Origin of the sequence: Pseudomonas sp. DVZ6 (genome assembly GCF_024259445.1) — a bacterium.
GTDB classification, from domain to species: domain Bacteria; phylum Pseudomonadota; class Gammaproteobacteria; order Pseudomonadales; family Pseudomonadaceae; genus Aquipseudomonas; species Aquipseudomonas peradeniyensis.
The window spans coordinates 1-15813 of record NZ_JANCLM010000012.1; the positions used below are offsets into that span (position 1 = coordinate 1).

Below are 15813 nucleotides of genomic sequence, written 5' to 3' on the forward strand. Positions count from 1 at the left end.
GCCGCTCCTACAGAGGGGGTACAGGCTTTACAGGTCGCCGTAACCCAGCGACCGCAGGGCGCGCTCGTCGTCGGACCAGCCACCCTTGACCTTGACCCACAGGTTGAGCATGACCTTGGAGTCGAACAGCACTTCCATGTCCTTGCGCGCCTCGGAACCGATGCGTTTGATACGCTCGCCCTTGTCGCCAATGATGATCTTCTTCTGCCCGTCACGCTCGACCAGGATCAGCGCATGGATATGCAGCACATGGCCCTGCTGCTTGAACTCCTCGATTTCCACGGTGATCTGGTACGGCAGCTCCGCGCCCAGCTGGCGCATGATCTTCTCGCGCACCAGTTCGGCGGCGAGGAAGCGGCTGCTGCGGTCGGTGATCTGGTCTTCCGGGAAGAAGTGTTCGTTCTCCGGCAGGTGCTTGGCGATCTGGGCTTCCAGCGCTTCGAGGTTGTGCCCCTGCTGCGCGGAGATCGGCATCACTTCGGCGTTCGGCAGTTGTTCCTGCAGCCATTGCAGATGCGGGATCAGCTCGGACTTCTCTTCCATGCGGTCGGTCTTGTTGACCGCAATGATCAACGGGCCGGTGACGTACTGCACCCTCTCCAGCACAAGCTGGTCCTCGTCGGTCCACTTGGTACGGTCGACCACGAAGATCACCACGTCGACGTCCTTGAGGGCCGCCGAGGCGTTGCGGTTCATGTAGCGGTTGAGCGCCTTGTCGTTGGCCTTGTGCATGCCGGGGGTATCGACATAGATCGCCTGCACGTCACCCTCGGTCTTGATACCGAGCATGTTGTGGCGGGTGGTCTGCGGCTTGCGCGAGGTAATCGCCAGCTTCTGCCCGAGGATGTGGTTGAGCAGCGTGGACTTGCCCACGTTGGGGCGACCGACAATGGCGACATAGCCGCAGCGGGTCGAAGTGTTCTCAGTCATTGCCATTCTCCACGCCCAGGGCGATCAATGCGGCGGCAGCGGCGACCTGCTCGGCGATACGCCGGCTCACGCCCTGGCCGCGGCTTTTCTTGTTCAGCAGGACCACTTCGCATTCGACGAAGAAGGTCCGGCAGTGCGGTTCGCCCTGGATGTCCACCACTTCGTAGCGTGGCAGCTCGCAGGCACGCGACTGCAGGAACTCCTGCAGGCGGGTCTTGGGGTCCTTGTTGGTGTCGACCAGGGTCAGCCCGTCGAACTCATCGGTCAGCCAGGCCAGGATACGCTCGCGGGCGGTCTGCATGTCGGCGTCCTGGTAGATGGCGCCGATCAGGGCCTCGAGGGCGTCGGCGAGGATCGACTCGCGACGAAAGCCACCGCTCTTGAGTTCGCCCGAGCCTAGGCGCAGGTACTCGCCCAGGTCGAAGCCACGGGCCAGACGGGCCAGGGTCTCGCCCTTGACCAGGCGTGCACGCAGGCGCGACAGCTGGCCTTCGCGGGCCTGCGGGAAGCGCTCGAACAGCGCCTCGCCGACCACGAAGTTGAGGATGGCATCGCCAAGGAATTCCAGGCGCTCGTTATTGCGCCCGGCATAGCTGCGATGGGTCAGGGCCAGCAGCATCTGGTCCTGGTTCTTGAAGGTGTAGCCGAGCTTGCGCTCCAGGCGGGCCAGGGAAGCGCTCATGGGGCCACCCGTGCAATGTTCAACGCGTTGTTCAAATCAACATCCTGAAAGACGGTTTGACTGCGGTCTGTCGCCGGAAACGGCGAAAGCTCTCGCTCCCTGAGAACACAGCCTATGTCAGAAATGCAATCGGCGCTGTCCGTGGACAGCGCCGTCGTTACTCAATGGATCAGCCCGACCCGCGACAGGTTCGGGAAGTGGCTGAGTTTCGGCTCCGGCCAGCTCATCCACACCGCGAACGCCTTGCCGACGATGTTCCGGTCAGGAACCATGCCGTGCAGCTCCTTGGGAATATTCGGGTCATCCCAGAAGCGGCTGTCGTTGGAGTTGTCGCGGTTGTCGCCCATCATGAAGTAATGACCGGCCGGCACGGTCCATTGCTGGTCCGGCGGCATGCGGTAGCGGGTCATTTCCTTGCGGATCAGGTGCTCGGCTTCACCGAGCTTTTCCTTGTACAGCTCGGCGCTGCCCAGGGTACCCGGCTCGCTGCCGACCAGTTGCTCGGCGATCGACTGGCCGTTGACGAACAGTCGCTTGTCGCTGGTGTAGCGCACCACGTCGCCCGGCAGTCCGACCACACGCTTGATGTAGTTGACGTTGGGGTCGCTTGGGTAGCGGAACACCATCACATCCCCGCGCTGCGGATCGCCCACCTCGATGACCTTCTTGTCGATCACCGGCAGGCGAATGCCGTAGGAGAACTTGTTCACCAGGATGAAGTCGCCCACTTCCAGCGTCGGCTTCATCGACCCCGACGGGATCTGGAACGGCTCGACCAGGAACGAACGCAGCACCAGCACGATGAACAGCACCGGGAAGAACGACTTGCCGTACTCGACCAGCAAGGGCTCCTTGTTCAGGCGTTCGACCACGGCCATTTCGGGCTGGCTGACGCTGCCCTGGTAGTTGGCGATCGCCGCCCGCCGGCGCGGGGCCAGGAACAGCAGGTCGATCAGACCCAACAGACCGCAGACGGCGACGGCGATGACGAGCAACAGCGGGAAATTTAGCGACATAGGACCTAGCTATCCAACCTGAGCACGGCAAGGAAGGCTTCCTGTGGAATTTCCACGTTACCCACCTGCTTCATGCGTTTCTTACCGGCCTTCTGCTTCTCCAGCAGCTTCTTCTTACGGCTGACGTCACCACCGTAGCACTTGGCCAGTACGTTCTTTCTGAGCGCCTTGACGGTTGTCCGCGCGATGATCTGGCCGCCAATGGCTGCCTGGATCGCCACATCGAACATCTGCCGAGGGATCAGTTCCTTCATCTTTTCGGTCAATGCGCGGCCTTTGTAGGCGGCATTGTCGCGGTGCACGATCAGGGCCAGGGCATCGACCTTGTCGCCGTTGATCAACACGTCCAGCTTGACCAGGTTGGCCGACTGGTAACGGTCGAAATGGTAGTCCAACGAGGCGTAACCGCGGCTGGTCGACTTCAGGCGGTCGAAGAAGTCCAGCACCACTTCGTTCATCGGCAGGTCGTAGCGCACCTGCACCTGGCTGCCGAGGAACTGCATGTCGCGCTGCACGCCACGCTTCTCGATGCACAGGGTGATGACGTTGCCCAGGTGCTCCTGTGGCACCAGGATGGTCGCGGTGACGATCGGCTCACGGAAGTCGTTGACCGCCGAGACGTCCGGCAGCTTCGATGGGTTGTCGACGGTGATGGTCTCGCCGGTCTTGAGCTCCAGCTCGTAGATCACGCTCGGCGCGGTGGTGATCAGGTCCAGGTCGTATTCGCGCTCCAGGCGCTCCTGGATGATCTCCATGTGCAGCATGCCGAGGAAGCCGCAACGGAAGCCGAAGCCCAGGGCGTCGGAGCTTTCCGGCATGTACTGCAACGACGAGTCGTTCAGGGTCAGCTTCTGCAGGGCGTCGCGGAAGTCCTCGAAGTCGTCGGAACTGACCGGGAACAGGCCGGCGTAGACCTGCGGCTGGATCTTCTTGAAGCCTGGCAGCACTTCGACTTCAGGCGTGTTGGACAGGGTCAGGGTGTCGCCCACCGGCGCGCCGTGAATGTCCTTGATGCTGGCGATGATGAAGCCCACTTCACCGGCTTTCAGATCGGCAGTCTGGGTGTGTTTCGGGGTGAACACGCCGACGCTGTCGACCAGGTGCACCTTGCCGGTGGACTTGACCAGGATCTTGTCGCCCTTCTTGACGCGGCCCTGGCGCACGCGCACCAGCGAGACCACGCCCAGGTAGTTGTCGAACCAGGAGTCGATGATCAGTGCCTGCAGCGGCGCATCGATCTCGCCCTCCGGCGCGGGGATGGTCTGCACCAGGCGCTCGAGTACCTCGTCGACGCCCATGCCGCTCTTGGCGCTACAGGCCACGGCATCGGTGGCGTCGATGCCGATGATCTTCTCGATCTCGTCCTTGACGCGGTCCGGGTCGGCCTGGGGCAGGTCCATCTTGTTCAGCACGGGCATGACTTCCAGGCCCTGCTCGATGGCGGTGTAGCAGTTGGCCACGGACTGGGCCTCGACACCTTGACCGGCATCGACCACCAGCAGCGCACCCTCGCACGCCGCCAGCGAGCGCGAGACTTCATAGGTGAAGTCGACGTGGCCGGGGGTATCGATGAAGTTCAGCTGGTAGGTCTTACCATCCTGGGCCTTGTAGTGCAGCGTGACGCTGTGGGCTTTGATGGTGATACCGCGCTCGCGCTCGAGATCCATGGAGTCGAGAACCTGAGCTTCCATTTCGCGCGCAGTCAGGCCACCGCACATCTGGATGAAACGGTCGGCCAGCGTCGACTTGCCATGGTCGATGTGGGCGATGATGGAGAAATTGCGGATATGACTCAAATCACTCACAGGTCAACACTCGAAAAGGCTGCGAGCCGGACGCCCGCCGAAAAATAGCCGGGAATTGTACCTCAAGCCGGAGGGATATGGGAGATTCCTCTATCGGGTGCACTTACGCACTGTAGGAGCGGCCTTGTGCCGCGATCGGGCGCGCAGCGGCCGCAATATCCAGCATGCGCTGCACCTGGCGAGCGGTGACAGTGCCTCTGCGGCCGCTGCGCGCCCGATCGCGGCACAAGGCCGCTCCTACAGAGAATTGTGAAATTTCATGAAAAAAGGCAGCCGAAGCTGCCCTTTCCCTACTGTTCAACCCGCTTATTCAGCCAGCTTGAAGGTGATGAAGCTGGCACGCCCCTGACGCAGCACACGCATGGACACCGAACGGTTCTTCGGCAGCTCCTTGGCGATCTCGGTGAACTGCTTGGCCGAGGCGATGGCCTGGTTGTTCAGGTGGCTGATGACATCACCCGGACGCAGGCCGATCATGGCCGCCGGACCATCCTGGACTTCCTTGATGACCACGCCGCCCTTGAGTTCCAGCGACTTCTTCTGCTCGGCAGTCAGATCGGACACGGATACGCCCAGACGGTTGCTGCTGCGCTCGGCGCTGCCATCGGCACCGGCGCCCAGACCGATGTCGGCGTCATCCTCAGGCAACGCGCCGATGGTGACATCCAGATTCTGACGCTTGCCGTTGCGGATAATCTCCAGCTTGGCCTTCTCGCCGTCCTTGAGGCTGCCGACCAGGTGCGGCAGGTCGGCGGACATGACGATCGGCTGGCCATTCATGCTCAGGATCACGTCGCCCACCTGCAGGCCGCCCTTGGCTGCCGGGCCGTTTTCCAGGACCTGGGCCACCAGGGCGCCGGCCGGCTTGTCCAGGCCGAAGGACTCAGCGAGGTCCTTGTTGACCTCCTGGATCACCACGCCCAGCCAGCCGCGGCTGACCTTGCCATCTTTCTTCAGCTGGTTCGACACATCGATCGCCACGTCGATCGGGATGGCGAACGACAGGCCCATGAAGCCGCCGGAACGGGTGAAGATCTGCGAGTTGATGCCCACCACCTCGCCCTTCATGTTGAACAGCGGGCCACCGGAGTTGCCCGGGTTGATGGCCACGTCAGTCTGGATGAACGGTACATAGGTGTCGTTGGGCAGCGTACGGCCCTTGGCGCTGACGATACCTTTGGTCACCGAATGGTCGAAGCCGAACGGCGAGCCGATGGCCAGCACCCACTCACCGACCTTGAGCTTCTCCGAGTCGCCCAGCTTGACGATCGGCAGGTTCTTGCCTTCGACCTTGAGCAGGGCCACATCGGTGCGCGGGTCGGTGCCTACCAGCTTGGCCTGCAGTTCGCTGCGGTCCGACAGGCGGACGATGATCTCGTCGGCGTCGGCCACCACGTGGTTGTTGGTCAGCACATAGCCGTCGCTGGAGATAATAAAGCCCGAGCCCAGCGACTGCGCTTCGCGCTGGCGATCGCCACGGGGCGAGCGCGGCTGCTGCGGCATGTTGCGCTCGAAGAACTCGCGGAACATCGGCGGCAGGCCTTCTAGGTCCGGCATCTGCCCGGCGGCGACGCGGCGGTCCGGCAGTTTCTGCTTGGTACTGATGTTGACCACCGCCGGCGAGGCCTGCTCGACCAGGGTGGTGAAGTCCGGCAGGGACTCTTCGGCCTGGGCGCTGAGCACCTGGCCGAGCATGAGCACGGCGGCGAACATCGATAGGTAGGTTTTCAAGCGTGGTATTGACATACGGCTCCCGTCACAACGAGCGTAGTTAGCAGTAAGGTTCCCGCAGACGCAGGAAAGGCCAGACTCCGAGAAGCCTGACCTATAGAAAATTTGCGGCAGGATTGCAAATGACAATGCCTTAATTTCATGTCAGCTCTGTGTAACAAGAGCTGTCAGAAGGCGCGCCGTCATTGACGCGCCTGGGCATCCTGGGCCCGCATCGACAGGGCGACACGTTCAGCGGTCCCCAGCGGGATCTCGCCGACCACGGTGACCATTACCTTGCCCTTGGGCGTGGTCAGGCGCCGCGACACCGCGACGGTGGGACCGAGCTGGGCACGGGTATCGATACCGGCCTCGTTGCCGATCGGCTCGAGGAACACCGAGAAACGAGCGAGGCCGTCGTCATACATGAGGCTGCTGACGGTGCTCTTGCGTTCAGGATCGCGACGTACCGAGCTGTTGACCAGCTCGAAGCCCGGCGGCAGCCAGTCCGAACGCCATCCGGCGACGGTTTCGGCGGTGCCGGCAGCCTTGCGCTCGACCGGTTTGCAGCTCGCGCTGGCCCCCAGTTCGGCATCGGTCGGCAAATTGTCGGTGTCCAGACGGGTCATCTGGAAGCGCTCGAGCAACTGACCCTTGTCGTTGAGCATCAACGAGCGCAGGGGCAGGCCGGTGCGGCGGTCCAGGTGCAATTCGAAGGCATAGCGATGCTGGTCACGCGGGGTGAGCGCGACAATCACCGCGTCGCGCCCGGCGACGCGTGATTTGCCTGCCACGCTCAGGTCGTACCAGCTCATCAGTTTCAGGGGATCAAGCACCCGCGGGGCGCTGTCCGGCGGTGTGCCCACGCTGCTGGCCAGGTTGCCGCTGACGCACTGCACCTTGCCATCGACCCGCACGATTTCCTGGGCCGAGCCGTCGAGCTGCAGCAGCCGCTCGCTGACCTTGCCGTCCTGGACGCGATGCCAGATATCGTGGGATGAGAAGCTGCCGTTGCGTTCGTAGACGAAGGATCCCTGGTAACTCTGCTGCTGCTCGGCCCGTGCCAGCTTGTTCAGCCACTCACTCGCCTCGGGCGAGGAGTTGGCGGCCAGGGCCTGCACCGTCAGGCTGCTGCCAAGCAGCAGCGACAGGAGAGGTAGCGCGCGCATGATCCTCCTTAACTTAGCGGTTTTCCAGGCTGGCGGCGCGGGCGTAAGGCAGCGCGGTCTCGTTGCCCTTCAGCGCGGACTCCTGGGCGTGCTGGCGCAGGTAACCCGGCAGACGTTGATCCCAGCCGGCCTGGTTCTGCAGCACACCGTTGGCCATCGGCCCGGTCGGTTGCTCGTTGCCTTCACTATAGCCTGCCAATACGGCTGGGCCTTGCGCCTGTGGCATGCTCAGGCCCTGCTGGGCAGGCTGCTGGGCGGCCAGCTCGGCACCAGTGATCTCGTCCTGGTTGTAGAAACGCACGCCGGCCAGTACGGCAACGGTCACCGAAGCGGCCACGGCCAGGCGGCCGATGCTGCGCCACGGGCCCTGCTTGACCTTGGCCGGCACGGCCTCGTCGGCCAGCGCCGCGGAAACCGCCGAGGCGATGTCCAGCTTGGGCAGCAGCAGCTCCTTGTGCATGGCTGCGCGGGCAACCTGGTAACGCGACCAGGTGGCACGGGTTTCGGCATCGTCGACGGCGTTCAGCACGCGACGCAGTTCCAGTTCGTCCGCTTCGTTATCCATCACCGCGGACAGCGATTCCTGCAAAGCTTCACGACTCATGGCGGTTCCTCTCTTGGCTGTCGCCGCTGTCTCAGGTTTCCTGCAACAAAGGTTGCAGGGCTTTGTCTATGGCCTCCCGAGCGCGGAAGATTCGAGAGCGCACGGTACCCACTGGACATTGCATGACGCTGGCAATGTCCTCGTAACTCAGTCCATCGAACTCGCGCAGCGTCAATGCTGTACGCAGGTCTTCCGGCAGTTGCTGGATGGTGCGATGGACAGTGCCTTCGATTTCATCCCGCAACAACGCGCGCTCTGGGGACTCGAGATCCTTGAGACCATGATCGCCGTCGTAAAACTCCGCATCCTCGGAGCTCACATCGCTGTCTGGTGGCCGTCTACCGCGGGACACCAGGTAGTTCTTCGCCGTGTTGATGGCGATGCGGTACAGCCAGGTATAAAAAGCACTGTCACCGCGAAAATTCCCAAGCGCCCGGTATGCCTTGATGAAGGCTTCCTGCGCCACGTCCTGCGCCTCATGGGTGTCGTGTACAAAACGCACGATCAACCCGAGAATCTTGTGCTGATACTTCAGCACCAACAGATCGAAAGCTCGCCTGTCGCCACGCTGCACGCGCTCGACAAGCTGCTGATCCTCTTCCTGGGTTAGCATGAACACTCCTCAGTGATCTCGAAGGAGCGCTGCAACAGCCATCGTTCAGGCTTGCAACCATAGACTCGGGCTTTGCGCAAAAGTTCTCCCCTCCAAGCAAGTTTCCTGCGGCCCTTGGTCGGCTCGCACGAAAGACGCAGCGCGGTCACGGCCGGCTGCGTCGATAATCTGGTTTCATTACGCAGGTGCCAGCCCAAGATAGAGCTGCCGCCTTGCGTCGCCGCGGCGATCTGTGGCGTACGGGCAGCCTTCATAGGATTTCCAGGGGTATCGGAAAGTTCCCATAAAGATCGCCATCCACCCGTATGCGCCATTGGAAATCAGGCGCCCGGGGCTGCTATAAAGGCATCCCGGCCAGGTTTCACGATAGTTTCACAGTGCCATCTGCGCTCGACTATTGTGCCGTGCCCCTTCCAAAGATTACTAGTGTCCCGACATGAGCCAACAATTCCAACATGATGTCCTGGTGATCGGCAGCGGTGCCGCCGGTCTCAGCTTGGCACTGAACCTTCCGCGCCACCTGCGCATCGCCGTGCTGAGCAAGGGCGACCTGGCCAACGGCTCGACCTTCTGGGCCCAGGGCGGCGTCGCCGCGGTGCTCGACGACACCGACACCGTGCAGTCCCATGTCGAGGACACCCTCAACGCCGGTGGTGGGCTGTGCCACGAGGACGCCGTGCGCTTCACCGTCGAGCACAGCCGCGAGGCCATCCAGTGGCTGATCGAGCAAGGCGTGCCGTTCACCCGCGACGAACACTACAGCGTCGACGACGGCGGCTTCGAATTCCACCTGACCCGCGAGGGCGGCCACAGCCACCGGCGCATCATCCATGCCGCCGATGCCACGGGCGCCGCGATCTTCACCACCCTGTTGGAACAGGCTCGGCAACGCGCGAACATCGAACTGCTCGAACAACGCGTGGCCGTCGACCTGATCACCGAGCGCCGCCTGGGCCTGGACGGCGACCGCTGCCTGGGCGCCTACGTACTGGACCGCAACAGCGGCGAGGTGGACACCTTCGGCGCGCGCTTCACCGTACTGGCCACCGGCGGCGCGGCCAAGGTCTACCTGTATACCAGCAACCCCGACGGCGCCTGCGGCGACGGCATCGCCATGGCCTGGCGCGCCGGTTGCCGGGTGGCGAACCTGGAGTTCAACCAGTTCCACCCGACCTGCCTGTACCACCCACAGGCCAAGAGTTTCCTGATCACCGAGGCCCTGCGCGGCGAGGGTGCCCTGCTGCGCCTGCCCAACGGCGAGCGCTTCATGCCGCGCTTCGATCCGCGCGAGGAGCTGGCGCCACGAGACATCGTCGCCCGCGCCATCGACCACGAGATGAAGCGCCTGGGGGTGGACTGCGTCTACCTGGACATCAGCCACAAGCCGGCCGATTTCATCACCAGCCACTTCCCGACGGTCTACGAGCGCTGCCTGACCTTCGGCATCGACATCACCCGCCAGCCGATCCCGGTGGTGCCTGCGGCCCACTACACCTGTGGCGGGGTGATGATCGACGAGCACGGCCACACCGACGTGCCCGGCCTGTACGCCATCGGCGAGACCAGCTTCACCGGCCTGCACGGCGCCAACCGCATGGCCAGCAACTCGCTGCTCGAATGTTTCGTCTATGGTCGCGCCGCCGCCGCCGACATCGAGGCGCGCCTGGAGCAGGTGGCCATGCCCCGCGCCCTGCCCTGCTGGGACGCAAGCCAGGTGACCGACTCGGACGAGGACGTGATCATCGCCCACAACTGGGACGAGCTGCGGCGGTTCATGTGGGACTATGTCGGCATCGTGCGCACCAGCAAGCGCCTGCAGCGCGCCGAGCACCGGGTGCGCATGCTGCTGGACGAGATCGACGAGTTCTACAGCAACTACAAGGTCAGCCGCGACCTGATCGAACTGCGCAACCTGGCGCAGGTGGCCGAGCTGATGATCCGCTCGGCCATGCAGCGCAAGGAAAGCCGGGGCCTGCACTACACCCTGGACTACCCGGGGATGCTGCCCGAGGCCCGGGACACCATCCTGGTGCCGTAGGCAGTCTGCGCGATCCCTGTAGGAGCGGCCTTGTGCCGCGAAAGGGTCGCGAAGCGGCCCCAGGGTTGATCGATTGACGCATCAACCGCCGGGGCTGCTTCGCAGCCCTTTCGCGGCACAAGGCCGCTCCTACAGGGGCATGCGCCAGATCACACAAGTGTAGGGTCGATCACCAGCACCAGCTTGCCGGACACCTGGTTGCTCGCCAGCTCCGCGTAGGCGGCCTCGGCGAATGCCACCGGGTAGGTGTCGACCAGCTGTGGCGACAGGCGCCCCTCGGCGAACAGCGGCCACACCTGCTGACGCAGCTCGCGCAACAACTCTGCCTTGAATACATCATCGCGGTTGCGCAAGGTCGAACCGGTGATTTCCAGGCGCTTGCCCAGCACCAGCGCCAGGTCCAGCTCGACCTTGCGCCCGCCCATCAGGCCAATGATCACCCAGCGCCCGTCACGGGCCAACAGCTTGAGGTTGAGCGGGCCATAGCTGGCGCCCACCGGGTCGAGGATCACGTCGAACGGCCCGAGCTGCTCCAGATCGTCGAGGTTGTCATTGCGCACCACGCCGCCGGCGGCGCCGAGGGACTGACAATAGGCCAGGCGCTCCGGCGAACCGACACTGACCCACACCGGGTTGCCGAACGCCTTGCACAACTGGATGGCCGCGGAGCCCACACCACTGGCACCGGCATGCACCAGCACCTTCTCGCCGGCTTTCAACGCGCCCAGCTGGAAGATGTTCAGCCAGGCCGTGGCATACACCTCGGGCACCGCCGCTGCCTTGTGCAGGCTCAGGCCTTCAGGCACCGGCAGCACGTGCCGGGCGTCGACCACGACTTCCTCGGCCATGCCGCCGCCAGCCAGCAGCGCGCAGACCCGGTCGCCCACGCGCCAATCGGCGCCAGCCCCGACCTCCTCGACGATCCCTGAGCACTCCAGGCCCATATATGGACTGGCGCCAGGCGGTGGCGGGTACAGTCCGGCCCGCTGCAGCAAGTCGGCGCGGTTCAGCCCGGCGGCGGCCACTCGGATGCGCACCTGCCCGGCATCGCAGGCCGGGCGCTCGGCCTCGACCCACGCCACATGTCCGTCAACGCCTTGCAATGCCTTCACAGTGCCTCCATAGTTGAATCATATGACTGAGCCTGGGATAAGCACGTCCCAGGCTTTTTGCAGTATGCGTCCGGCTCCGATGGAACCGGCGAACGGAAAAGACGGCCTACTATGCGTGATCAATTGCCTCCACGTCGAATCAGCATGAAGCATTTCCTCCCCAGCACCGCCCTCGCCCTCATGATCGGCCTGGGCAGCCTCACGCTCGGTGGCAATGCGGCCGCCGCCAACAAGTGGGACAGCCTGCAGCCGGACCGCGACGAGGTCGTGGCCAGCCTCAACATCGTCGAGCTGCTCAAGCGCCACCACTACAGCAAGCCGCCGCTCGACGACGCCCGTTCGGTCATCATCTACGACAGCTACATCAAGCTGCTCGACCCGTCGCGCAGCTACTTCACCGCGGCCGACATCGCCGAATTCGACAAGTGGAAGACCCAGTTCGACGACTTCCTCAAAAGCGGCAACCTCGAACCCGGCTTCACCATCTACAAGCGCTACCTGGACCGCGTGAAGCAGCGCCTGGACTATGCCCTGGGCGAGCTGAACAAAGGCGTCGACAAGATCGACTTCAGCGCCAAGGAAGACCTGCTGGTCGACCGCAAGGACGCGCCCTGGATGAAGAACCAGGCCGAGCTCGACGACCTGTGGCGCAAGCGCGTGAAAGACGAGGTGCTGCGCCAGAAGATCTCCGGCAAGGAGCTCAAGCAGATCCAGGAAACCCTGATCAAGCGTTACAAGAACCAGCTGGCGCGCCTGGACCAGACCCGTGCGGAAGATATCTTCCAGGCCTACATCAACACCTTTGCCCAGTCCTACGACCCGCACACCAACTACCTGTCGCCGGACAACGCCGAGAACTTCGACATCAACATGAGCCTGTCGCTCGAAGGCATCGGCGCGGTGCTGCAGAGCGACAACGACCAGGTCAAGATCGTGCGCCTGGTGCCGGCAGGCCCTGCCGCCAAGACCAAGCAGGTCGCCCCGGCAGACAAGATCATCGGCGTGGCCCAGGGCAACAAGGAAATGGTCGACGTGGTCGGCTGGCGCCTGGACGAGGTGGTCAAGCTGATCCGCGGCCCGAAAGGCTCGGTGGTGCGCCTGGAGGTCATTCCGGCCAGCAACGCGCCGAACGACCAGACCAGCAAGATCGTCTCGATCACCCGCGAAGCGGTCAAGCTCGAGGAGCAGGCGGCGAAGAAGTCGGTGCTCAAGCTCAAGCAGGACGGGCGTGACTACAAGCTGGGGATCATCGAAATCCCGGCCTTCTACCTGGACTTCAAGGCCTATCGCGCAGGCGATCCGGACTACAAGAGCACCACCCGCGACGTGAAAAAGCTGCTCACCGAGCTGCAGAAGGAAAAAGTCGACGGCGTGGTCATCGACCTGCGCAACAACGGTGGCGGCTCGCTGCAGGAAGCCACCGAGCTGACCAGCCTGTTCATCGAGAAGGGCCCGACCGTACTGGTGCGCAACGCCGACGGCCGTGTCGACGTGCTCGAGGACGAGAACCCGGGCGCCTTCTACAAAGGCCCGCTGGCGCTGCTGGTAAACCGCCTGTCGGCCTCGGCCTCGGAGATCTTCGCCGGTGCCATGCAGGACTACCACCGCGCGCTGATCATCGGCGGCCAGACCTTCGGCAAGGGTACCGTGCAGACTATCCAGCCACTCAACCATGGTGAGCTCAAGCTGACCCTGGCCAAGTTCTACCGGGTTTCCGGGCAGAGCACCCAGCACCAGGGCGTGCTGCCGGACATCGCCTATCCGTCGATCATCGACACCAAGGAAATCGGCGAAAGCGCGCTGCCTGAGGCCATGCCGTGGGACACCATCCGCCCGGTGGTCAAGCCGGCCTTCGATCCGTTCAAGCCGTTCCTGGCCCAGCTCAAGGCGCAGCATGAGGCGCGCAGCGACAAGGACGCCGAGTTCGTCTACATTCGCGACCGCCTGGCGCTGACCCAGAAGCTGATGAACGAGAAGACCGTCAGCCTCAACGAGCAACAGCGTCGCGCCCGCCACGACGAGATCGAGGCCAAGCAGCTGGCACTGGAGAACATCCGCCGCAAGGCCAAGGGTGAAGAGCCGCTCAAGGAACTTAAAAAGGAAGACGAGGACGCCCTGCCTGCCGAGCCGGACGACACCAAGCCAGAGGACGATGCCTACCTGTCCGAGACCGGTCGCATCCTGCTCGACTATCTGGGCCTCAGCACGTCGGTGGCCAAGCACTGAAATGATGGCGAAATAATGTGACCTGTCATCAAACAGTCACCGGACTGTCGTGAAATGTAAGGGCCGGACGTGCAAGCGTCCGGCCTTTTTCACTTCAGGAAGCAGTCCATGACCGTCACCGAACAGCTCAGCGCATTGAGCGCCATCCTGGCTCAACGCAGCGTCCACTGTCTGTTCCAACCCATCGTCTGCCTCTCTGAAAGGCGTATCCTCGGCTATGAGGCCCTGAGCCGCGGCCCGTCCAACAGCCCACTGCACTCGCCGCTGAACCTCTTCGCCATCGCCCGCCAGGCCGGCCGCCTCGCCGAACTGGAGGTGCTGTGCCGGGAAACCGCCTGCCGCCGTTTCAGCGAGCTGAACCTTCCGGGCCTGTTGTTCCTCAACGTCTCGCCCGAGTCCCTGGTCGAGCCCGACTACCCGTCCGGGCGCACCCTGAAAATGCTCGAACAGGTCGGCCTGGCACCCAGCCGAGTAGTCATCGAGCTGACCGAGCAGACGCCTACCGAAGACTTCCAGCTGCTGTACAACGCCCTGCACCACTACCGCGACATGGGTTTCTCCATTGCCCTGGACGACCTGGGCGCCGGTTACTCGAGCCTGCGCCTGTGGTCGGAGCTGCGCCCGGACTATGTGAAGATCGACCGTCATTTCATCGATGGCATCCACCAGGACCCGCTCAAGCGCGAGTTCGTCGGCTCCATCCTGCAGATCGCCCGTGCCTCCCGCGCCCAGGTGATCGCCGAGGGCATCGAACTGGCCGAGGAGCTGGCAGTGCTGGGCGACATGGGGGTGACCCTGGTCCAGGGCTACCTGCTCGGCCGCCCTCAGGAGTTTCCAGCAGGCGACAGCCTCGGCCTGCCGCCCCCAGTGACAGGCTCGGGCGTTGCGCTGTGCGAGGACAGCCGCGACCTCAGCGCCCTGCTTATCCAGCAACCCTCGGTCACCCTCGACACCGCCACGCAGCAGGTGCTCGACGCTTTCCGTCGACAGGCCAACCTCAACTCCCTCGCCGTGCTGGACGAGCAAGGTCGCCCCTGTGGCATCGTCCACCGCCACTCGCTCGCCGACGTCCTGCTCCAGCCTTTCGGCACCGACCTGTTCGCGCGCAAGCCGATCAGCCGCCTGATGAGCCAGGATTTTCTCGCCGTCGAGCGCGGCCAGTCGCTGCAGCAGGTCAGCCGCCTGCTTACCAGCCGTGCGCGCCAGCGTATCGAGGAAGACTTCATCATCACCCAGAATGGGCGTTACCTGGGGCTTGGGCGGGTGATCGACGTGCTCAAGCTGATCACCGAGCAGAAGATCCAGCAGGCAAGGCACGCCAATCCGCTCACCCTGCTGCCGGGCAACGTGCCGATCCAGCAGTGCCTGGCACGCCTGCTGTTGCAGCGGCGCAAGGCGGCTGTGTGTTACGTGGACATCGACAGTTTCAAGCCCTTCAACGATATCTATGGCTACGCCCGAGGCGATGAAGTGCTGTTGTGCCTGGCCCAGTGCCTGAACGATTGCGTCGATCCGAGCCGGGATTTCGTCGGCCATATCGGCGGCGACGACTTCATGCTGGTGCTGGGTTCGACGGACTGGCGCGAGCGCCTGCAATTACTGCTGGAGGCTTTTGGCCGGCAATGCCGGCGCTTCTACCGTAGCGAACACCTGGAGGCCGGCTGCCTCATCGCCCACAACCGTCAGGGGCAGCGGGAGACGTTCGCCTTGCTGTCACTGTCGATCGGCGTGGTCTGGCTGGAGCCCGACAGCAGCGACGGGCTGGATGCCGGTCAACTGGCCGAACTCGCCTCCCAGGCCAAGCGCCAGGCCAAGGATGGCGGTGGCTCAGGCCTGAGCCTGATCGATACGACTGTGCTGAGTTAAACCAGGGGACCGCTATGCGGTCCTTTCGCCGACAAGCCGGCT

Annotated in this window: 12 protein-coding genes; 3 read left to right on the forward strand and 9 right to left on the reverse strand. The window is 63.6% G+C overall.

Going from position 1 to position 15813, the window contains the following annotated elements; all coding sequences use genetic code 11:
• Window positions 1–27 precede the first annotated feature (27 nt).
• From era to rpoE, 8 genes are all read right to left on the reverse strand, one after another.
• Window positions 28–930 (reverse strand): GTPase Era, encoded by a 903-nt coding sequence (era, locus tag NMG10_RS08955; RefSeq protein WP_203647791.1) that lies wholly within the window; start codon window positions 928–930, stop codon window positions 28–30.
• Window positions 923–1612 carry a ribonuclease III gene (rnc, locus tag NMG10_RS08960; RefSeq protein ID WP_028690123.1) on the reverse strand — a complete coding sequence of 230 codons (690 nt, stop codon included), beginning with the start codon at window positions 1610–1612 and terminating at the stop codon, window positions 923–925. Before rnc ends, era begins: the two co-directional genes overlap by 8 nt.
• A 161-nt stretch (window positions 1613–1773) precedes the next feature.
• Window positions 1774–2628, reverse strand: coding sequence for a signal peptidase I (gene lepB, locus NMG10_RS08965; RefSeq protein ID WP_110739523.1), 855 nt, complete (start codon window positions 2626–2628; stop codon window positions 1774–1776).
• A 5-nt stretch (window positions 2629–2633) separates the two neighbouring features.
• Window positions 2634–4433, reverse strand: a complete 1800-nt coding sequence (gene lepA, locus NMG10_RS08970; protein WP_110739522.1) for a translation elongation factor 4 — start codon at window positions 4431–4433, stop codon at window positions 2634–2636.
• A 306-nt stretch (window positions 4434–4739) separates the two neighbouring features.
• On the reverse strand, window positions 4740–6179 hold the full coding sequence (locus tag NMG10_RS08975) for a DegQ family serine endoprotease (protein WP_232855782.1): 1440 nt from the start codon (window positions 6177–6179) through the stop codon (window positions 4740–4742).
• A gap of 167 nt (window positions 6180–6346) precedes the next feature.
• Window positions 6347–7312, reverse strand: coding sequence for a MucB/RseB C-terminal domain-containing protein (locus NMG10_RS08980; protein WP_203647793.1), 966 nt, complete (start codon window positions 7310–7312; stop codon window positions 6347–6349).
• A gap of 13 nt (window positions 7313–7325) precedes the next feature.
• A complete protein-coding gene (locus NMG10_RS08985) occupies window positions 7326–7916 on the reverse strand; it encodes a sigma-E factor negative regulatory protein (RefSeq protein WP_203647794.1) in 591 nt (196 codons plus the stop codon).
• A 31-nt stretch (window positions 7917–7947) separates the two neighbouring features.
• The gene (gene rpoE, locus NMG10_RS08990) at window positions 7948–8529 is read right to left on the reverse strand and encodes an RNA polymerase sigma factor RpoE (RefSeq protein ID WP_010220971.1); all 582 of its coding nucleotides are present in this window, start codon (window positions 8527–8529) and stop codon (window positions 7948–7950) included.
• Between the two features lie 436 nt (window positions 8530–8965).
• On the opposite strand from rpoE, the gene nadB reads away from it, so the two are divergent.
• Window positions 8966–10567: an L-aspartate oxidase gene (nadB, locus tag NMG10_RS08995; protein ID WP_203647795.1), complete on the forward strand. Its 1602-nt coding sequence runs from the start codon at window positions 8966–8968 to the stop codon at window positions 10565–10567.
• 149 nt (window positions 10568–10716) lie between these two features.
• Here nadB and NMG10_RS09000 read toward each other — a convergent pair whose 3' ends face one another.
• Window positions 10717–11679, reverse strand: coding sequence for an NAD(P)H-quinone oxidoreductase (locus tag NMG10_RS09000; RefSeq protein WP_254464205.1), 963 nt, complete (start codon window positions 11677–11679; stop codon window positions 10717–10719).
• A 144-nt stretch (window positions 11680–11823) separates the two neighbouring features.
• Here NMG10_RS09000 and NMG10_RS09005 point away from each other — a divergent pair, with 144 nt between their 5' ends.
• Together NMG10_RS09005 and NMG10_RS09010 are read left to right on the forward strand one after the other, a co-directional pair.
• Window positions 11824–13905, forward strand: a complete 2082-nt coding sequence (locus NMG10_RS09005) for a carboxy terminal-processing peptidase (protein WP_203647797.1) — start codon at window positions 11824–11826, stop codon at window positions 13903–13905.
• A 108-nt stretch (window positions 13906–14013) separates the two neighbouring features.
• Window positions 14014–15771 carry a bifunctional diguanylate cyclase/phosphodiesterase gene (locus tag NMG10_RS09010; protein WP_254464206.1) on the forward strand — a complete coding sequence of 586 codons (1758 nt, stop codon included), beginning with the start codon at window positions 14014–14016 and terminating at the stop codon, window positions 15769–15771.
• The last annotated feature ends 42 nt before the right edge of the window (window positions 15772–15813 follow it).

Coding starts and splice junctions, on each gene's coding strand:
- NMG10_RS09005 (WP_203647797.1), top strand. CDS start 11,824: ATGAAGCATTTCCTCCCCAGCACCGCCCTCGCCCTCATGATCGGCCTG.
- NMG10_RS08980 (WP_203647793.1), bottom strand. CDS start 7,312: ATGCGCGCGCTACCTCTCCTGTCGCTGCTGCTTGGCAGCAGCCTGACG.
- era (WP_203647791.1), bottom strand. CDS start 930: ATGACTGAGAACACTTCGACCCGCTGCGGCTATGTCGCCATTGTCGGT.
- NMG10_RS08985 (WP_203647794.1), bottom strand. CDS start 7,916: ATGAGTCGTGAAGCTTTGCAGGAATCGCTGTCCGCGGTGATGGATAAC.
- rpoE (WP_010220971.1), bottom strand. CDS start 8,529: ATGCTAACCCAGGAAGAGGATCAGCAGCTTGTCGAGCGCGTGCAGCGT.
- NMG10_RS09010 (WP_254464206.1), top strand. CDS start 14,014: ATGACCGTCACCGAACAGCTCAGCGCATTGAGCGCCATCCTGGCTCAA.
- NMG10_RS08975 (WP_232855782.1), bottom strand. CDS start 6,179: ATGTCAATACCACGCTTGAAAACCTACCTATCGATGTTCGCCGCCGTG.
- nadB (WP_203647795.1), top strand. CDS start 8,966: ATGAGCCAACAATTCCAACATGATGTCCTGGTGATCGGCAGCGGTGCC.
- lepB (WP_110739523.1), bottom strand. CDS start 2,628: ATGTCGCTAAATTTCCCGCTGTTGCTCGTCATCGCCGTCGCCGTCTGC.
- rnc (WP_028690123.1), bottom strand. CDS start 1,612: ATGAGCGCTTCCCTGGCCCGCCTGGAGCGCAAGCTCGGCTACACCTTC.